Annotated in this window: 14 protein-coding genes; all 14 read left to right on the forward strand. The window is 44.1% G+C overall.

The features are described from left to right. Positions 1-4: 4 nt before the first annotated feature. The 14 genes from GJQ68_RS00965 to lepB all read left to right on the forward strand — a co-directional run bounded on the left by GJQ68_RS00965 (position 5) and on the right by lepB (position 17,484). Positions 5-1,561: a SusD/RagB family nutrient-binding outer membrane lipoprotein gene (locus tag GJQ68_RS00965; RefSeq protein WP_162415441.1), complete on the forward strand. Its 1,557-nt coding sequence runs from the start codon at positions 5-7 to the stop codon at positions 1,559-1,561. Positions 1,562-1,734: 173 nt separating this feature from the next. After that, entirely contained in the window at positions 1,735-4,293 is a 2,559-nt protein-coding gene (locus GJQ68_RS00970; RefSeq protein ID WP_162415442.1) for a phosphocholine-specific phospholipase C, read from the forward strand. A 540-nt stretch (positions 4,294-4,833) separates the two neighbouring features. Continuing rightward, positions 4,834-5,829: a 2-dehydro-3-deoxygalactonokinase gene (locus GJQ68_RS00975; RefSeq protein ID WP_162415443.1), complete on the forward strand. Its 996-nt coding sequence runs from the start codon at positions 4,834-4,836 to the stop codon at positions 5,827-5,829. After that, complete coding sequence (locus GJQ68_RS00980; RefSeq protein ID WP_162415444.1) at positions 5,798-6,454, forward strand: bifunctional 4-hydroxy-2-oxoglutarate aldolase/2-dehydro-3-deoxy-phosphogluconate aldolase; 657 nt, start codon at positions 5,798-5,800, stop codon at positions 6,452-6,454. The genes GJQ68_RS00975 and GJQ68_RS00980 overlap by 32 nt, the downstream gene beginning before the upstream one ends. Positions 6,455-6,503: 49 nt before the next feature. Further along, positions 6,504-7,865 carry a GntP family permease gene (locus GJQ68_RS00985; protein ID WP_162415445.1) on the forward strand — a complete coding sequence of 454 codons (1,362 nt, stop codon included), beginning with the start codon at positions 6,504-6,506 and terminating at the stop codon, positions 7,863-7,865. Between the two features lie 41 nt (positions 7,866-7,906). After that, positions 7,907-8,743, forward strand: coding sequence for a fumarylacetoacetate hydrolase family protein (locus GJQ68_RS00990; protein ID WP_162415446.1), 837 nt, complete (start codon positions 7,907-7,909; stop codon positions 8,741-8,743). A 196-nt stretch (positions 8,744-8,939) separates the two neighbouring features. Next, positions 8,940-10,562: a CTP synthase gene (locus tag GJQ68_RS00995; protein ID WP_162415447.1), complete on the forward strand. Its 1,623-nt coding sequence runs from the start codon at positions 8,940-8,942 to the stop codon at positions 10,560-10,562. Between the two features lie 56 nt (positions 10,563-10,618). Continuing rightward, the gene (gene yidC, locus GJQ68_RS01000) at positions 10,619-12,436 is read left to right on the forward strand and encodes a membrane protein insertase YidC (RefSeq protein ID WP_162415448.1); all 1,818 of its coding nucleotides are present in this window, start codon (positions 10,619-10,621) and stop codon (positions 12,434-12,436) included. Between the two features lie 221 nt (positions 12,437-12,657). Further along, a complete protein-coding gene (locus tag GJQ68_RS01005) occupies positions 12,658-13,341 on the forward strand; it encodes a metal-dependent hydrolase (RefSeq protein WP_162415449.1) in 684 nt (227 codons plus the stop codon). Between the two features lie 6 nt (positions 13,342-13,347). Further along, positions 13,348-14,127: a ParA family protein gene (locus GJQ68_RS01010; protein WP_162415450.1), complete on the forward strand. Its 780-nt coding sequence runs from the start codon at positions 13,348-13,350 to the stop codon at positions 14,125-14,127. 13 nt (positions 14,128-14,140) lie between these two features. Then, positions 14,141-15,055, forward strand: a complete 915-nt coding sequence (locus tag GJQ68_RS01015; protein ID WP_162415451.1) for a ParB/RepB/Spo0J family partition protein — start codon at positions 14,141-14,143, stop codon at positions 15,053-15,055. Positions 15,056-15,136: 81 nt separating this feature from the next. Further along, complete coding sequence (locus tag GJQ68_RS01020; protein WP_235940984.1) at positions 15,137-15,670, forward strand: DUF5683 domain-containing protein; 534 nt, start codon at positions 15,137-15,139, stop codon at positions 15,668-15,670. A gap of 1 nt (position 15,671) precedes the next feature. Next, a complete protein-coding gene (gene dapB / locus GJQ68_RS01025) occupies positions 15,672-16,394 on the forward strand; it encodes a 4-hydroxy-tetrahydrodipicolinate reductase (RefSeq protein ID WP_162415452.1) in 723 nt (240 codons plus the stop codon). A 13-nt stretch (positions 16,395-16,407) separates the two neighbouring features. Further along, positions 16,408-17,484 carry a signal peptidase I gene (gene lepB, locus GJQ68_RS01030; protein ID WP_162415453.1) on the forward strand — a complete coding sequence of 359 codons (1,077 nt, stop codon included), beginning with the start codon at positions 16,408-16,410 and terminating at the stop codon, positions 17,482-17,484. The last annotated feature ends 34 nt before the right edge of the window (positions 17,485-17,518 follow it).

Genomic DNA, 17,518 nt, shown 5'->3' on the forward strand with positions numbered 1-17,518 from the left:
CATCATGAAAGATATAAAAAAACAATTAGTGGGTGTTTTGACCTTGCTATTATTGGTAGGCATGGTCAGCAGCTGTGACAAAGATTTTGAGGAAGTAAATAGGAATCCCAATAGTCCTGAGACCGTTTCTTCTTCGCTTTTATTACCCAATATTATTCGTAACGCCTCCAACGAGATTATAGGCAAAGGATGGGGAATTGGAAACGTGGTTATGCAGTATACATCAAAGATCCAGTTTACCAACGAAGACCGGTATAACTGGGGACCTGAAGGGAATCCCTACAGTGTGTTTTACAACACCCTACGGGACGTGAATAATGTGGTTTTGATTTCCACGGAACAGGGAGAGAACAACTACGTAGGCGCAGCTTTGGTAATGAAGTCCCTCATGTATGCCTTTATGACCGATGCCTATGGAGACCTTCCCTATACAGAAGCTACCGGTGCAAAGGAGGGGATCAACTACCCGAAATTTGACCGGCAGGAAGTTATTTATGAAGGTATATTAAGTGATTTGGAGCAGGCCAATCAGCTGTTTGGAACTTCTGCGGAGGCACTGAACGGGGATATTCTCTTTCAGGGGGATATTTTGAAATGGAAAAAGTTGGCAAATTCCCTGCGATTACGTGCCTTAATGCGACTTTCGGATCGGGAAGATCCATCAGCAGCCATGCAGGCAATTGTAGCGAACCCTCAGCAATTTCCCATCTTTGAAGGGAACGAGGACAATGCAGCCCTTCAGTATTTACCGGATGTTCCAAATCAACATTACCTTTATACCACCCGTTCCGGCTCCTTTGATGAATACCGGCTCAGTACTACGGTGGAAGGGTATTTGAAGGACCTCAGTGATCCACGTCTTTTTGCCTATTTCCAACCTACCAATGCTAGTGGTGCAGGAATTATAGGTGCGCCCGAGGACTATGCCGGGGTACCGAATGGACTTGCCGATGAGGATGCACTCGAATATTCCCCAACTGGTGATCCTGAAAGGGGAGGTTCCAATTTTATCTCCAGGGTAGGTTTGTTATTTTCCTGCCTTGTTTGTTCGGATTACGCTTCTCCAATCGGCTTTCAAACCATGTTAATGGGCTATTCAGAATTACAGTTTCTATTGGCCGAGGCCAGGGAAAAGGACTACATTTCTGTTGGCGACGCAGGCGCGTACTACGAAAATGCAATAAAAGCCTCCTTTGATTATTATGAAGAAAGACTGCGGGTTGCCAACCTTACCGAGTTGGCAGATGTGGTGCAGCCGGAAGCGGGTTATTATTCGCAACAAGATGTTGCCTATACGGGTAGCCAGCAGGAAAAATTAGAAAAGATCGGTACCCAAAAATGGCTGGCACTTTTCTTCAATGGCCTGGAAGGATGGTTTGACTGGAGAAGAACGGGCATTCCGGAGATCGAGCCCGGTCCGGCAGCCTATATAGAAACGGTGCCCGTAAGGTTTATGTATCCCACGGGTGTACAGGCGCTAAACAAGGAAAATTACGAGCAGGCCGTGAGTGTTCAGGGAGAGGATAGAATCACCACCCGCGTTTGGTGGGATGTGGAATAAACAGCTAGCTACCAGACGGGAAAGATACCTGTCTGGTATTTTTTTGATTATAAGGCATCGAGTAAAATACCATCGGGGATTTTGGTAATTTTTATAAGTCTGTCAGAAAATAATCGAACGTTTATTCAAATACGGATAAAAGGACGGTATCGTAAAAAGTCAGTGAATTAATTATGAATGAAAATAGAAGGGAATTTCTAAAGAAAGCAGCCCTGTTTTCTGGTGGAGCAGGCCTATGGGGGGTATTGCCATCCTCTATTCAAAAAGCCATGGCAATCAGTCCCGATCCGGGAACCACCTTTATGGATGCGGAGCATGTGGTGATACTCATGCAGGAAAACCGCTCTTTTGACCATTGCTTTGGAAAGTTAAAAGGGGTCCGTGGTTTTAATGACCCCCGGGCCATCCGGCTTCCAAGCAAGGATTTGGTTTGGCTGCAGCGGGATAGCAAAGGGCAGACTTTTGCTCCTTTCCGTTTAAATATCAAAGATACGAAAGCTACCTGGATGAGAGACATTCCCCATTCCTGGGAAAATCAGGTGGATGCCCGAAATAACGGGAAGTACGATGGATGGATCGAGGCAAAACGTCCCGGGAGAAAAGAGTTTAGTCAGGTGCCCATGACGATGGGCTATTACGACCGGGAGGACATTCCCTTCTATTACGCCTTTGCCGATGCCTTTACCGTTTGCGACCAGCACTTTTGCGCTGCGCTGACCGGAACCACCACTAACCGAAATTACCTCTGGGCGGGAAAAACGGTGGGTAAACCGGGAGAGAAGCCATTGGTAAGAAATGGGGAACATACCTATGGTAAAGAAGTCGATTGGAAAACCTTCCCTGACCGCCTTCAGGAACAGGGAGTGGATTGGAGGGTGTATCAAAATGAAGTGAGTGTTAATACCCTTCTGGAAGGGGAAGATGAATCCTGGCTGGCTAATTTTACCGACAATAACCTGGAGTGGTTTAAGCAGTTTGGTGTTCGGTTTACTCCCGGCCATTATGCCTTCCTGAAGCATCACCAAAAAAATCTCCCGATCGAAATTTCCAAACTGGAGATGGAAATTGCCCGAGCGGCGGAAGACAGGAAGAATGAACTTTTAGGCCAACTGGAAGCGAGAAAAGGGGAACTGGAATTTATAGAAAAAACGCTAGTAGAATTTAATCCCGAAGCTTTTGCCAGGCTAAGCGAAAAGGAAAAGGAATTACATAAAAGGGCTTTTACGACAAATACAGCCGACCCGGATTATCACCGGACAGAGGAGCTGAGGTATACCGAAGGGAATGAAAAAAGGTCCACCAAAATTCCAAAAGGGGATATTTTTCACGAATTCCGAAAAGACGTGGACTCAGGAAAGTTACCTACGGTTTCCTGGCTGGTGGCACCGCAGAAGTTCTCCGACCACCCCAGTGCACCCTGGTATGGGGCTTGGTATGTGTCAGAGGCCTTGGAGATTTTAACTAAAAACCCGGAGGTTTGGAAGAAGACCATTTTTATTCTCAATTATGATGAGAACGATGGGTATTTTGATCACGTACCTCCATTTGTACCACCCAAGCCGGGTGACTCCACAACGGGGCGGTTGTCCAAAGGACTGGATGCCCGGACGGAGTTCGTGACCAAAGAACAGGAGATAAATTATCCGGGTATGCGTCCCGAAGATGCCCGTGAAAGCCCAGTAGGATTGGGTTATCGTGTACCGTTGATCGTGGCTTCTCCATGGAGCAGGGGCGGATGGGTAAACTCCGAAGTCTGTGACATTTCCTCTACCATTCTGTTTTTGGAAAAATTCCTATCCCGGAAAACGGGAAAAACCATTCGGGAGGATAATATCAGTAGCTGGAGACGAGCTATCTCCGGGGATCTTACCTCTGTATTCAGACCTTATAATGGTGAAGCCATAGACGTGCCCGATTTTGTGGATTTTGAAAAACATGTGGTAGCCATTCATCGAGCCGGATTCAAAGAAATCCCGAATAATTTCAAAGCACTTGAACCAGCAGAAATTGAAGAGGCCAATAAAGATCCTCAGCAATCTCCCTGGATCCCAAGTCAGGAGCCGGGCACCAAGCCCTCGAATGCACTTGCTTATGAACTCTATGTGGAAGGAAACCTACAAGAGACGGAAGATGTGGTCCGGATTCGGTTTGAAGCTTCGAATATGCAATTTGGTAAAAACGACCTTGGAGCTCCATTTGTAGTTTATGTACCAGGAGCCTATACATCTGCTGAATCCGGGGAAACCGAAACCTGCCGCAGCTGGTCCTTTGCAGTCAAATCGGGAGATGAACTAAATTATGATTGGCCCCTGGAAAATTTTCAAGGAGAAGATTATCGCCTGTTGGTATACGGGCCTAATGGCTTCTTCAGGGAGATTTCCGGCAGAAAAGGTTCCCCCATCCTGAATACGCAATCCGAATACCTACCGGATGATTCTATTTCCGGATCAGGACTTGTGAAGGTGGTTTTAGAAAACAGAGAGTCGCAACCTATAGCACTATCGGTTTCTGATAATGCCTACCGCCAGGGGAATAAATCCATTACCATCAAGGCGGGACAAAAAAAATCAGTTCGTATTCCTACGCGCTCCAGCAATGGATGGTATGATTTTTCCATTCGGATGAAAGAAAATCCCTTCTTTAACAAACGCTATTGTGGCCGACTTGAATTTGGAAAACACAGTATTTCCGACCCTTTCATGGGAGGTGAAACAGCCCTTGATCTGACTTAAATTTCTGGATAAATGAAGGATGTCAATAAAGTAGGTTGGCATCCTGCATTTTCTTTATCCATGGGCTAATTATTCTTTCAAATGGTGAGAACTTGTCCCGTTCCGATGATTGGGATATCCCGAACTTTTTAAGGAAATCTCGTTTTTTTTCCCCCGATAATTATCGCTACGTCCAACTTTATGTCGCTTTTATCATGCCACTTTGCCTCAGGCAGGCTCGTATTCAATATGTTTATGCTCCCCAATTGGCTGTTTTTACTTCCTAAAAGAAGGAATAGTGGTAAAATTTTCTTTTTTTTCTGAAATTAAATTTGAATTCTTTAATTTCAGCAGCTGAATTATTTTAAATGGAACATTTTGGAGGGTCAAAAGATCCAAAATGAAGCTAATTTTTGTGAAGGGTGGTGCGAGCTCAAAGCAAGAGGCTGGATGGTGGCCTCGGGTTCGTGATTAATGATAATTCAGAAATGATTGGTACGTTTGATAGAAACAGAAAGGAATAAGTCAGGTAAAAGATATACCCAGTAACCTACGATTGATATGATTCGGTTTTTAAGCTGTGATTGGGGAACCAGTTCGTTCAGACTTCGATTGGTACGAGTGGATGATCGGCAGATTCTTGGAGAGTATATTTCCGGACTGGGTGTCAAACAGGCTTTCCAAAATTTTCAGGAAAGTGGACCCAATACAGATAGAGAGCAGTTTTACATGGATTTGCTTAACGAGGGGGTAAAGGCACTGGAAAGAAAGCTGAACCTGGATCTGACCGAAACCATGATTCTGTGTTCCGGAATGGCTTCTTCTACAGTAGGCATCAGAGAGTTACCCTATGCGACGCTTCCCTTCCCTGTAAAGGGGTCTACCATGGAAATGCATTTTTACAGATCAGGAGATAAAATAGATCATCCGATTTTTTTGCTGTCAGGTGTCAAAAGTACCCGGGATGTGATGCGGGGAGAGGAAACCCAACTAATAGGGATTATTCGTCAACTGCCCTCCTTTGCTGGAGAGGGGGTTTTTATCTTTCCGGGTACGCACTCCAAACATATCCATGTTTCAGCTGGTGAAATTTCCGACTTCACAACCTATATGACCGGGGAGGTTTTTCAGATTCTTTCCCGTCACAGCTTGCTTTCTGATAGTATTCGTGGGGGAGCGTTGGTGGATTCTGAGCTGGGATATGCCTTTACCAGAGGGGTAGAAGAGGGAGCTAAGGGCAATTTATTGGGTAGCCTTTTTCACGTTCGAACCAACGAATTATTTGGAAAGCTTACTAAAACCGAGAATTTTCATTATTTGAGCGGTTTGTTGATTGGCAACGAACTTAGTAATTTGTCAACTAATGGAGACTTTCCGATTTATTTATGTGCCGAAGGTACTTTACATTCAACCTATTCCAGAGCCATGGAAATTTTACCAATAAAAGCTAACATACTTAGCCAGCAAGAAGTCCGACAGGCGGTGGTATTTGGTCAACTGGAAATATTTAATTATACCAATAATCATGAAAAAAGCATTTTCTTGGGAAGCTTTTGAGAAAGCTCCCATTGTATCCATATTTAGGAATCTGGAAAGTGAGGATTTGATTCGGGTGGCCTCCTGTTTTCAGGAAGCGGGAATCAGTACCATGGAAATCACGATGAACTCGGATAATTCCAAAAATGACATCGCCCATTTGGTAAAAGAATTTGGAGAGGTATTGAATATTGGAGCGGGGACCGTTTGTGATTTGAATGGGATGCACGAAGCACTCGAAGCCGGTGCCCAGTTTATAGTGACTCCCATTTCGGATGTTGATGTAATTAATTACTGTGTTGCCCAGAAAATACCGGTCTTTCCCGGGGCATTTACCCCTACTGAAATTTTCAAGACCTGGCAAATGGGTGCCACGATGGTCAAGGTATTTCCGGCTGGGTCCATGGGGCCTGCTTATATCAAAGATGTCCTGGCCCCATTGAATGATATTTCCCTTATGCCTACGGGAGGAGTGAATGCGAGTAACATTGCTGCCTATTTCGAAGCAGGGGCAAAGGCTGTTGGTGTGGGCAGTGCATTGGTTCCCAAAGAATTCCTTAAAAATAAAGACTGGAAGGGGCTTACGAACCATCTTCATTCATTTTTAGAGGCCTATAAGAAGTTTGCCGATAGCCATACGAACTGATAGCAGCCTTTGAATTAACCTAAACCTAAAATCAACACCCAAAACCCTCATGGACCAAACCATTTATTTATTTATAATCACCTCTTTATCAATCGTACTTTTATTGGTGTTGGTAATGAAACTAAAAGTTCATGCTTTCATTTCGTTACTTCTTGCCAGTTGCTTTGTGGGGTTGGCTGCCGGAATGCCATTTATGGAATTGATTGCCAGCCTCCAGAAGGGGATGGGAGATATTTTGGGGTTTATTACCATTGTGGTCGGATTAGGAGCGATTTTGGGGAAATTACTTGAAGTGTCCGGAGGCGCGCAGACCATGGCGCATTTTCTCATTAAGGGTTTTGGGGAGAAGCGAACCTCCTGGGCGTTGATGCTGACCGGATTTATCGTATCCATTCCGGTATTTTTAGATGTGGGTTTTATTATTTTAATACCACTGGTATACGCCCTGGCCCATAAAGCCCAAAAATCCCTGCTTCATTTTGCGATCCCCTTGCTGGCAGGGATGGCAGTGACACATGCGTTCATTCCGCCAACACCCGGGCCCGTTGCGGTGGCGGAAATCATTCAAGCTCCTTTGGGCTGGATGATTGTTTTCGGGGTATTGGTCGGGCTTCCTTGTGCTATTTTGGCCGGTCCGGTATTTGGTGGATTTATTTCAAAGAGAATTTTTGTACCGGTTCCTGCGCATATTGAATTCAGTGATGAAGAGGAAAGTAAAGCCAGCAGGAATGATTTTTTTATGATCGCATTCATCATCATTTTGCCTTTATTTTTAATTTTGATCGCGACGAGTTCTGACATGTTTGTGGACATGGGTTATATCAATGGAAATAACTTTTTGATCCGTTTGGCTCAGTTTTTAGGGCACCCCTTCATCGCGCTAACCATCGCTACTTTGGTCGCCTCCTATTTCCTGGGGTTCAGAAAGGGATTTAAAGCCAAACAGCTTTTGGAATTTTCCGACAAAGCCCTCGCGCCAGCCGGGCTGATCATTGTCATTACCGGTGCGGGAGGAATGTTTAAGGAAATACTGGTCCAGAGCGGGGCCGGAGAGGCGTTAGCGGAAGTATTTATCGCCTACAATGTGGCACCGATTGTAATGGCTTATCTGATTGCCGTAGTCATTCGGATTATTCAGGGTTCGGCCACGGTAGCCATGGTGACGGCGGCAGGAATGATCGCTCCGGTTCTGAGTGGATTGGACTACTCCGATCCGCACAAGGCACTGATTGGTATTGCCATTGCGGCCGGTTCCTGTATCTTGTCCCACGTAAACGATAGCGGCTTTTGGCTGGTAAAAAAATACCTGGACATTTCGGAAAAAGAAACCCTTCAAACCTGGACGGCACTGGAAACCATTATTTCTCTTACCGGGTTTTTTCTGGTTTTGATCTTATCTTTATTCATCTGATTAATAGAATATTAATTTTAGAACCTAATGAATAGTATAACATGAAACTATACCGAACCAAAAAAGGAATCGTCCTGGAAGACGGACAAGACTTATACCTGGTAAAAGACCAGAACTGGGATGAATTCATCAATGATGATGGCTTATACCAAAAGCTCACCAACATGGTGCAGGAGTTAGCTCCGGATAAGCAGGCGCATGATTGGCTGGCCAATGCCCTACTGCCGCCGGTCGGTAGTCAGGAAGTATGGGCCAGTGGGGTGACCTATTTTCGGAGTAAGTTGGGGCGTCAGGAAGAATCAAAAGATAGCGGCGGGGGAACATTCTATGAGAAGGTCTATCAGGCAGAAAGGCCGGAATTATTTATGAAAGCTACTGGTCCAAGAGTGATGGGGCACATGCAGCAGGTTCGGATCCGGAAAGATTCAAACTGGGATGTGCCCGAACCCGAACTCACCCTGCTGATTTCCAGTTCAGGGAAAATTCTGGGCTATACCATCGGTAATGACATGAGTTCAAGAAGTATAGAAGGCGAGAATCCTTTATACCTTCCACAGGCAAAAGTGTACGATGGTTCCACCGCCCTGGGCCCCTGCATTCTGATCAGCGAAGAAGCGTTGCCGCTGGACACGTCCATTAAACTGGAAATCATCCGGGAAAGTAACCTGGTATTTAGTGATTCCATTACCATCGATCAGATCAAGCGGAAGTTTAGTGAACTGGTGGAATTTCTCTATCGTGAGTATACCTTTCCTTCAGGTTCATTCTTAATGACAGGGACAGGTATCGTACCGGATCATACCTTTACCTTGCAATCCGGCGATAAAATCAAGATCCATATCGACGGAATCGGTACCCTTATCAATTTGGTTGCCTAGCAGAAACCAGCTAAAATTTTCTATAGGTAAGGTAACCAATTGCTACAGCGCAGGTTAAACCAATCCATCGGGACTTCTGGTCTGGTCTAAGGGTATTGGTACAAAATTTTAAATCGTTTGTCCACGTCCAAGTCAATTATTTTACCTAATTTTGAATCCCATAAGAATATAAACAAAATTTCATCCACGCGTTCTTATGGGTTTTTCTACTAAACACATCTTTATTACCGGAGGGGTCACCTCTTCCTTGGGAAAAGGGATTATTGCCGCCTCCCTAGCCAAGCTTTTACAGTCCAGGGGCATTTCCGTCACCATCCAAAAGTTCGATCCTTATTTGAATATCGATCCCGGGACTTTGAACCCCTACGAGCACGGAGAGTGCTACGTTACAGAAGATGGAGCGGAGACCGATTTGGACCTGGGGCATTACGAGCGGTTCTTAAATGCTACAACTTCTCAAGACAATAATGTTACCACTGGTAGAATCTACAACAACGTCATAACCAAAGAACGAAAAGGAGAGTTTTTGGGTAAGACCGTACAGGTAGTACCGCATATTACCGATGAGATTAAAAATAACTTCTACAAATTAGGCCAGGACGGCAAGTACGATGTGATCATCACCGAAATCGGAGGTTGTGTGGGGGATATTGAATCCTTACCCTTCGTGGAAGCCGTGAGGCAGGCCAGGTGGGATTTGGGTCCTAATAATATTTTGGTGATTCATTTGACCTTGATACCGTACCTATCTGCTGCAAAAGAGCTGAAAACCAAGCCGACCCAACATTCGGTTAAGCAGTTGCTGGAGGCGGGTGTTCAGCCGGATATATTGGTTTGCAGGACGGAGCGTCACCTACCCTTGGATGTAAAAAAGAAAATTGCGCTTTTTTGCAACGTACAATTGAACTGCGTGATCGAGGCCATGGATGCCGATTCTATTTATGATGTTCCCCTTTTGATGAAAAAAGAGCGGCTCGACGAGCGGGTTATGAGTAAACTCAAAATCTCTTCCAAAACGAATACAGAGTTGGAGCAGTGGAAGGAGTTTCTGGGCAAATTGAAAAACCCTACGATGGAGGTGGATATAGCTCTGATCGGCAAATACGTCTCGCTTCCGGATGCCTATAAGTCCATCATTGAATCCTTTATCCATGCCGGGACCTCACTTGAATGTAAAGTGAACCTGCATTTGATATCTTCCGAGGAAATAAATATCGATAATGTCGAAAAGAAATTAAATGAAATGGATGGGGTACTGGTCGCTCCTGGTTTTGGCGTTCGTGGTTTGGAAGGGAAACTGGAAGCCGCTAAATTTGCCCGGGAGAATGAGATTCCCTATTTCGGGATTTGCCTGGGTATGCAAATAGCAGTAATCGAATTTGCGAGAAATGTGATGGGCTTGACAGATGCATCTTCCACGGAAATAAACCCAGACTGTAAAGATCCGGTAATATTTTTAATGGCAGAGCAAAAGGACATCACCCAAATGGGTGGGACCATGCGGTTAGGAGCTTATCCTTGTGAGTTGGTAAAAGGTACCAAGGCATTTACGGCGTACGGAAAGCAAAAAATCACCGAACGGCACCGTCACCGATACGAATTTAATAACAAGTACCTAAAGGACTTTGAAAATCACGGCATGTTGGCTTCAGGAAAAAACCCGGACGAGGGATTGGTAGAAATCATCGAATTGAAAGATCATCCCTGGTTCGTTGGTACCCAGTTTCACCCCGAATATAAAAGCACGGTATTGAATCCGCATCCCTTATTTGTCCGGTTTATAAAAGCTGTGGGAGAAAAAAAGCAATCTAAATCTTAAAAAAATAGCATTGAAAAGGGCAGATTTAAGAAGTCTGTTTCATAAACAATTGACACATGGATAAAAATCAAGCGACGGGACTTATTCTTTTCGCAGCCGTAATTTTGGTTTATTCGCTCTTTTTTGCCAGCGGACCGGAACCGGTTATCGAACCTCAAACGGACAACACTACACAGGTGCAATCCCAATCTCCTGATAGAGAAGCAGCAGAAGCGGATAGTATAGCACCGGGAGATAGCCTGCAAACAATAGCGACCCAACAAAAATACGGGGACTTTTCAAGCCTGGTCAACGGGGAGGAGCGTTTTTATACCCTGGAGAATGATGGTCTTAAAATATCCTTTTCGAGCAAAGGGGGGGAAATTCAACGGGTTGAAGTAAAGAATTTTAAAACTTACGATCAGCAAGCGCTTATTTTATTTGATCAGGAATTTGGAGACCTGGAGTACGAAATAAATGCCCCGCAGGGCAAAATAGGATTGAATGAGCTTTACTTTGATGTCAGCGAATCGACTTCCGGTACGGCTGAGGAACGAGTAAATCAACTTGTTTTCACCGCCAATGTAGGTGCTGGAACCCTAAAAAGGGTCTATACCCTCCCGGAGTCCGGGTATCAGTTAGGCCATGTTTTAGAAGGTTCCGGACTTGGCTCGTTGGTTTCCGATGAGACCGTTACCCTTAACTGGAGCACTGAGCTCCAAAAGTTGGAAGAAGACATGGAGGAGTCTCGTAGGAAAACCTATATGAACTTCTACACCGTGGATGAAAGTTATGATTACCTCACCACCGGCGATTCCGAAGATGCGCAGCAAATAGGAGAGCCACTAAAATGGGTGGCGTTTAAGCAGCGGTTTTTCACATCGGGGGTTATTGCGTCCAATCAGTTTGCTGGAGGAAATTTAGCTCAAGAGACTCCTTTGGATGCTTCATCGGTAAAGCGCATGTATGCGACACTAACCTTACCAATGAATGAGGAAGTAAGCTATTACTTTGGTCCTAACAATTACAAAATACTGAAACAGGTTACTCCCGAATTTGACAAAAACGTGGATATGGGCTACGTGTTTGTCAGTTGGGTAAATAAATACATCATTGTAAACCTGTTTCATTGGTTGGAAAACTTTTTTGATAATTACGGGGTAATCATTATTCTGATTGTTTTCATTATCAAATTATTCCTATTACCGCTAACCTATAAATCTTATATAGGAATGGCCAAAATGAGGGTCATCAAGCCTGAGATAGATGAACTGAAAGAGAAATATGGCGATGATCAAACTAAAATGCAGCAAGAACAGATGAAACTGTTCGGGCAGCTGGGAGTAAGTCCTATTTCCGGTTGTTTGCCCATGGTGCTGCAAATGCCTTTTTTATTAGCCATGTTCTTTTTCTTTCCCAACTCCATAGAGTTGCGGCAGGAATCCTTTCTATGGGCGCATGATTTGTCTACCTATGATTCCATTTTGAATCTACCGTTCACGATTCCATTTTATGGGTCCCATGTGAGTTTGTTTACCCTATTGATGACCCTTTCCCAAATTGCCTACACTCATTTTAATAACCAACTGACTACGGCACAGGGGCCTATGAAAAACATCGGCTATATCATGCCTGTTGTTTTCATGTTTGTGTTAAACTCCTTTCCTGCAGCACTTAGTTTTTACTACTTCGTTTCCAATATGGTAACTTTTGGTCAGCAGGCTTTGATTAAGCAATTTGTAGATGATAGTAAGATCAGACAAAAAGTAGAAGAGAGTAAGGCAAAAAATGCCAATAAGAAAAAGTCCAAATTTCAAATGAGAATTGAGCAGGCTATGAAGGCTGCGGAGAATAAAAAAAGCGAGCCAGCCAAGAAAAAAGGGAAGCAGAAATAATTTTCTCGGTCTTAGAAATCAAAAGGCATGGGATTTCCCATGCCTTTTTTTCATTCTGCAGGGCTATTAGGGGTTCGGATGCGGACCTTATATGCATACAAGTATCTGCTGTTCAATGATATAAAAGTTTTCCACCGGGTGATGTGGAAAAGTACCTGACCATAGTTCCGATTAAAATGATATATTTGTGAAGCTATCAGGAACCGAAAAATCAAAAATCAATGATTGAACTCAAGTACTTTGGTCATTCGACCTTCTTGATGAGGATAAACGGAAAACAGATTCTTTTTGATCCGTTTATAACTCCCAACTCGCTTGCTAAGGATGTAGCCATTGAAGAAATTAATCCTGATTACATACTTGTGACCCATGGACATGAAGATCACGTAGCCGATGTGGAGCGGATAGCCAGGAAAAGTGGTGCCATGTTGGTTTCCAATTTTGAAATTATCTCCTGGTTTCAGGGAAAAGGCCTTGAAAATGTCCACCCTATGAATCATGGGGGCAGCAAGGTTTTTGACTTTGGAAAGGTTAAATATGTAAACGCCATTCACAGCAGCACCCTTCCAGATGGGTCAAGTGGGGGAAATCCGGGTGGATTTGTGATCACATCAGATGAGGGAGCGTTTTATTATGCTGGAGATACGGCTTTGACATACGATATGAAATTAATAGGAGAATCTTTTGCTATTGATTTTGCTGTATTGCCCATAGGGGATAACTTTACAATGGACATCAGTGATGCCATCAAGGCAGCTGATTTTGTCGGGACGGAAAAGATCGTAGGCATGCACTACGATACCTTTCCTTACATCACCATCAATAAAGAAGAAGTAAGGCAGTCGGCAAAAGAAGCCGGTAAAGAATTGTTTTTGCTTCAAATAGGGGAAAGTATTACGCTTTAAGAAATAATGGGAAAAGTAATCGCTATTGCCAATCAAAAAGGGGGAGTGGGTAAAACGACCACGGCCATGAATCTGGCAGCCAGTTTGGCTGTTTTGGAATACAAGACGCTTGTGATCGACGCAGACCCCCAGGCCAATACCACGTCAGGCTTGGGTTATGACCCCAAAGAGATTGATACCAGCATTTACGAATGCATGGTAAACGAGAATGAAATAGAGGATATTATTATTACTACTGAGATAGAGAATTTGGATTTAGTGCCGTCTCATATTGACCTGGTGGGGGCAGAAGTCGAAATGGTTAATCTGGAAAACCGGGAAGAGAAAATGCGGGGCGTCATCCAGGGACTAAGGGATCAATACGATTTTATTATCATCGACTGTTCACCCTCTCTTGGATTAATCACCATCAATGCCCTGACCGCTGCCAATTCGGTGATAATCCCCGTGCAATGCGAATATTTTGCCCTGGAAGGTTTAGGGAAACTCCTGAATACCATCAAAATTATCCAGACCAGACTTAACCAGGAGCTCGAAATTGAGGGCATTCTCTTGACCATGTACGATGTCAGGCTGAGGCTATCCAATCAGGTAGTCGATGAAGTAAAGATGCATTTCAAAGACATGACCTTCGAAACGATTATCCCTAGAAACGTAAAATTAAGTGAATCACCCAGTTTTGGGATGCCTGTTGTGGCTTTTGATGCGACAGGAAAAGGTGCGGTGGCTTACTTAAATCTGGCCAATGAAATTGCTACCAAAAATGGCATGGCCAAGGTAAATTGATTAGTTAAAAAAAATGGCAGTTAGTAAAACAAATAAGAAAAGAGGAGCTTTGGGGAAAGGATTGGGCGCATTGTTGCATGATTCTCCCCAAAAAGGGAAGACGGAAGGAGAAGTTAGCCACCCCATTGCAGGTATTTTTGAAATAGGGCTGGAAGAAATTCAGGTAAATCCGTTTCAGCCAAGGACTCATTTTGATAAAACCTCACTCGAAGAATTAGCAGAGTCCATTCGGGTTCAGGGAATTATTCAGCCCATAACCGTTAGGAAATTAGCGGATAAGGAATACCAACTTATTTCCGGTGAAAGAAGGTACCAAGCTTCCAAGATTGCCGGTTTGGATAAAATTCCTGCTTACGTTCGACTTGCGAATGACCAGCAGATGCTGGAAATGGCCTTGATAGAAAACATTCAGCGAGAGAATCTGAATGCGCTTGAAATCGCCCATTCCTATCAGCGTTTACTGTCCGAATGCGACTTGAAGCAGGAGCAATTAGGAGATCGGGTTGGTAAAAACCGAACCACTGTTAATAATTACCTCAGACTACTTAAGCTACCCCCGGATATTCAGGCAGGCATTCGCGATCAAAAAATCAGCATGGGACATGCCAGGGCCTTGATCAATATCGAAGATGTGGACAAACAACTGGCGATTTTTAAGCGCATGGTCACGGAGGAACTAAGCGTCAGAAAGGTAGAAGCACTGGTAAAGGAACTCAGCGAAGGTCGGGAAAAAAAGGAAACGCCCGAGAAACCTGGACTGGACCCGGTAAAGAAGTATGAAATCAACAAATTGCAGCAAAAGTTGGCTTCCCATTTTGGAACCAAAGTATCCCTAAAATCAGATCAAAAAGATAAAGGGGAGATCAAAATTCCTTTTCATTCCACCAACGACCTGAACAGAATCTTAGAAATACTTGATTTGATCTGAGTGAAATGTTTGATACGTCTTTTTCTTAGCCGTTGTCAGGTTAAATTCGTTTTTGCTGGCAGTATTTTACTTTTGTGCCATTTGCAGATAGCTCCTCAGGCGGCGGCACAGGTAATAAGTGAGATTGAGACTTCGGATGAAGACACCATTGTGTTAGTGGCTCCCGATAGTGTTAAAAATCCTAAAAAAGCGGTACTTTTATCCCTGATTTTTCCCGGAGCGGGACAGGTGTATAATGAAAAAGTCTGGAAATTACCTTTACTTTACGGCGGGGTAGCCACTTCAGTGTATTTTCTCGAGTTTAACAACAGGAGGTATCAGGAGTTTTTGGCCGCCCTGGAAATCGTAAGAGAGGAGGGAGGGGAGCCGAGCCCATTTCCGAATCTGAACGAAGATGGTATCATTAGGAATGTTAATTATTGGCGTAGAAACAGGGATGCCATGTACATGGTTTTTGGAGCCATCTATGCGCTGGGCGCTGTGGATGCATTTGTGGATGCTCACCTTTCCAGTTTTGATGTTAGTGATGACCTGAGTATAAAAATAGAACCGACCACAGAACCGATCATGGCGTACGGACATGCGGTAGGTATTGCATTAAAATTTAAATTCTAATATGAATATTCTGATCCTGGGATATGGCAAAATGGGGAAAATTATCGCCCAAATAGCTGAACAAAGAGGCCATCACATTGTGGCAAAAATCAATATTGAAAATGTTACCGACTTAGACTCCCTGGATACGAAAGAAATCGACGTGGCCATTGAGTTCAGTCAACCGGAGTCGGCCGTCGGAAACATTAACTGGTGCATGGAGCATCATGTGCCGGTGGTCGTAGGGACTACCGGGTGGATGGATCAGAAAGAAGCCGTTGAAAGTCGTTGCGAAAGGCATAACGGGTCTCTGTTTTACGCCTCTAATTTTAGCATTGGCGTTAATTTGTTTTTTAAAGTGAATGCCTTCTTAGCCACTTTAATGAGCGGTCAGGAAGGCTATCAGGCATCCATCGAAGAGATTCACCACACCGAAAAAAAGGATGCTCCCAGCGGGACTGCCATTACCCTTGCTGAAGGCTTGCTGGAAAACAACCAACAGTACCAAAAGTGGGAATTGAAAGAAAAGGATTCCACTCCAAACCAGGTACTTCCCATTACATCCAAACGGATTGATCCAGCCCCTGGAACACACACCGTGATGTATGCTTCGGATATTGACACCATTTCGATTCGCCATACGGCCCATAGTAGAAAAGGTTTTGCATTGGGAGCCGTGCTGGTAGCCGAATGGCTCCCGGGCAAAAAAGGTATCTTATCAATGAATGATTTTTTAACGTTTTAACATTAGTATAAAAATGAGTCAAGAAAGAAAGAAAAAATCAGCCGCAAGGGAATGGGTAGATGCCTTATTATTTGCAGTAATCGCAGCCAGCCTGATCCGTTGGTTACTTTTGGAGCCCTTTACCATTCCCACGGCCTCAATGGAAAAATCCCTGTTGGTTGGGGATTTTCTATTTGTCAGTAAAATGCATTACGGTACCCGGGTGCCCAAAACCATTCTACAAGTACCCTTGACCCATCAGAAAATTTGGGGAACCGAAATCCCTTCCTACTCCGAAGCTGTTCAGTTGCCCTATTATCGTTTACCGGGATTTACTTCCATCAAGCGAAATGATGTAGTGGTATTTAATTATCCGGAAGAATTTCATTATCCGGTCGACCTGAAGACGAATTATATCAAGCGGGGAGTAGGGATGCCGGGAGATGTAATTGAAATCAGGGAAGCAAAATTGTTCGTGAATGGAGAAGCGGCTGCCCTGCCGGAGGAAATGCAGTTTTCTTACGATCTCACTACCAACCGTCCATTGAATGCTGATTTTTTTGATCGTTTTGGTATAAATCCAGACAGCTATTATCCGTTTTCAGATAACTCAGGCTATTTCATTTTTGCGACGGAGGATATGGTCCGGGAATTGGAGCAATCGCCTGCTGTTGCTTCCGTAAGGAAGCGGATAAGCAAACCGGGGCAGGGAGACCCGAATATTTTTCCGGACGGTGCCTATTATGGATGGAACAAAGATAATTTCGGCCCACTGGAAGTACCGGCTGAAGGAAAGACCATACAACTCACCGAGGACAATGTACGCCGGTATGGGTATACCATCGAGAACTTTGAAAACAATGAAGAGCTGCGAATAGAAGGTAACGACCTATTTATCAATGGAGAAAAGCAAGAATCCTACACCTTTAAACAGAATTATTACTTTATGATGGGGGATAACCGGCACGATTCCCTGGATTCCCGGTTCTGGGGTTTTGTACCCGAAGACCATGTGGTGGGAAAAGCCTGGTTTTTATGGCTTTCGCTGGAAAAACACAAGTCCATGTTTAATAAAATCAGATGGAATCGCTTTTTCAAATCCATTGATTAAGTTGATGAAATCCATTGACGAAATAGCACCGGTT

It is taken from the genome of Cyclobacterium roseum, from assembly GCF_010119225.1.
GTDB classification, from domain to species: domain Bacteria; phylum Bacteroidota; class Bacteroidia; order Cytophagales; family Cyclobacteriaceae; genus Cyclobacterium; species Cyclobacterium roseum.

Coding starts and splice junctions, on each gene's coding strand:
- GJQ68_RS00965 (WP_162415441.1), top strand. CDS start 5: ATGAAAGATATAAAAAAACAATTAGTGGGTGTTTTGACCTTGCTATTA.
- GJQ68_RS00980 (WP_162415444.1), top strand. CDS start 5,798: ATGAAAAAAGCATTTTCTTGGGAAGCTTTTGAGAAAGCTCCCATTGTA.
- GJQ68_RS00975 (WP_162415443.1), top strand. CDS start 4,834: ATGATTCGGTTTTTAAGCTGTGATTGGGGAACCAGTTCGTTCAGACTT.
- GJQ68_RS01015 (WP_162415451.1), top strand. CDS start 14,141: ATGGCAGTTAGTAAAACAAATAAGAAAAGAGGAGCTTTGGGGAAAGGA.
- GJQ68_RS01005 (WP_162415449.1), top strand. CDS start 12,658: ATGATTGAACTCAAGTACTTTGGTCATTCGACCTTCTTGATGAGGATA.
- GJQ68_RS00985 (WP_162415445.1), top strand. CDS start 6,504: ATGGACCAAACCATTTATTTATTTATAATCACCTCTTTATCAATCGTA.
- lepB (WP_162415453.1), top strand. CDS start 16,408: ATGAGTCAAGAAAGAAAGAAAAAATCAGCCGCAAGGGAATGGGTAGAT.
- GJQ68_RS00995 (WP_162415447.1), top strand. CDS start 8,940: ATGGGTTTTTCTACTAAACACATCTTTATTACCGGAGGGGTCACCTCT.
- GJQ68_RS00990 (WP_162415446.1), top strand. CDS start 7,907: ATGAAACTATACCGAACCAAAAAAGGAATCGTCCTGGAAGACGGACAA.
- dapB (WP_162415452.1), top strand. CDS start 15,672: ATGAATATTCTGATCCTGGGATATGGCAAAATGGGGAAAATTATCGCC.
- GJQ68_RS00970 (WP_162415442.1), top strand. CDS start 1,735: ATGAATGAAAATAGAAGGGAATTTCTAAAGAAAGCAGCCCTGTTTTCT.
- yidC (WP_162415448.1), top strand. CDS start 10,619: ATGGATAAAAATCAAGCGACGGGACTTATTCTTTTCGCAGCCGTAATT.
- GJQ68_RS01010 (WP_162415450.1), top strand. CDS start 13,348: ATGGGAAAAGTAATCGCTATTGCCAATCAAAAAGGGGGAGTGGGTAAA.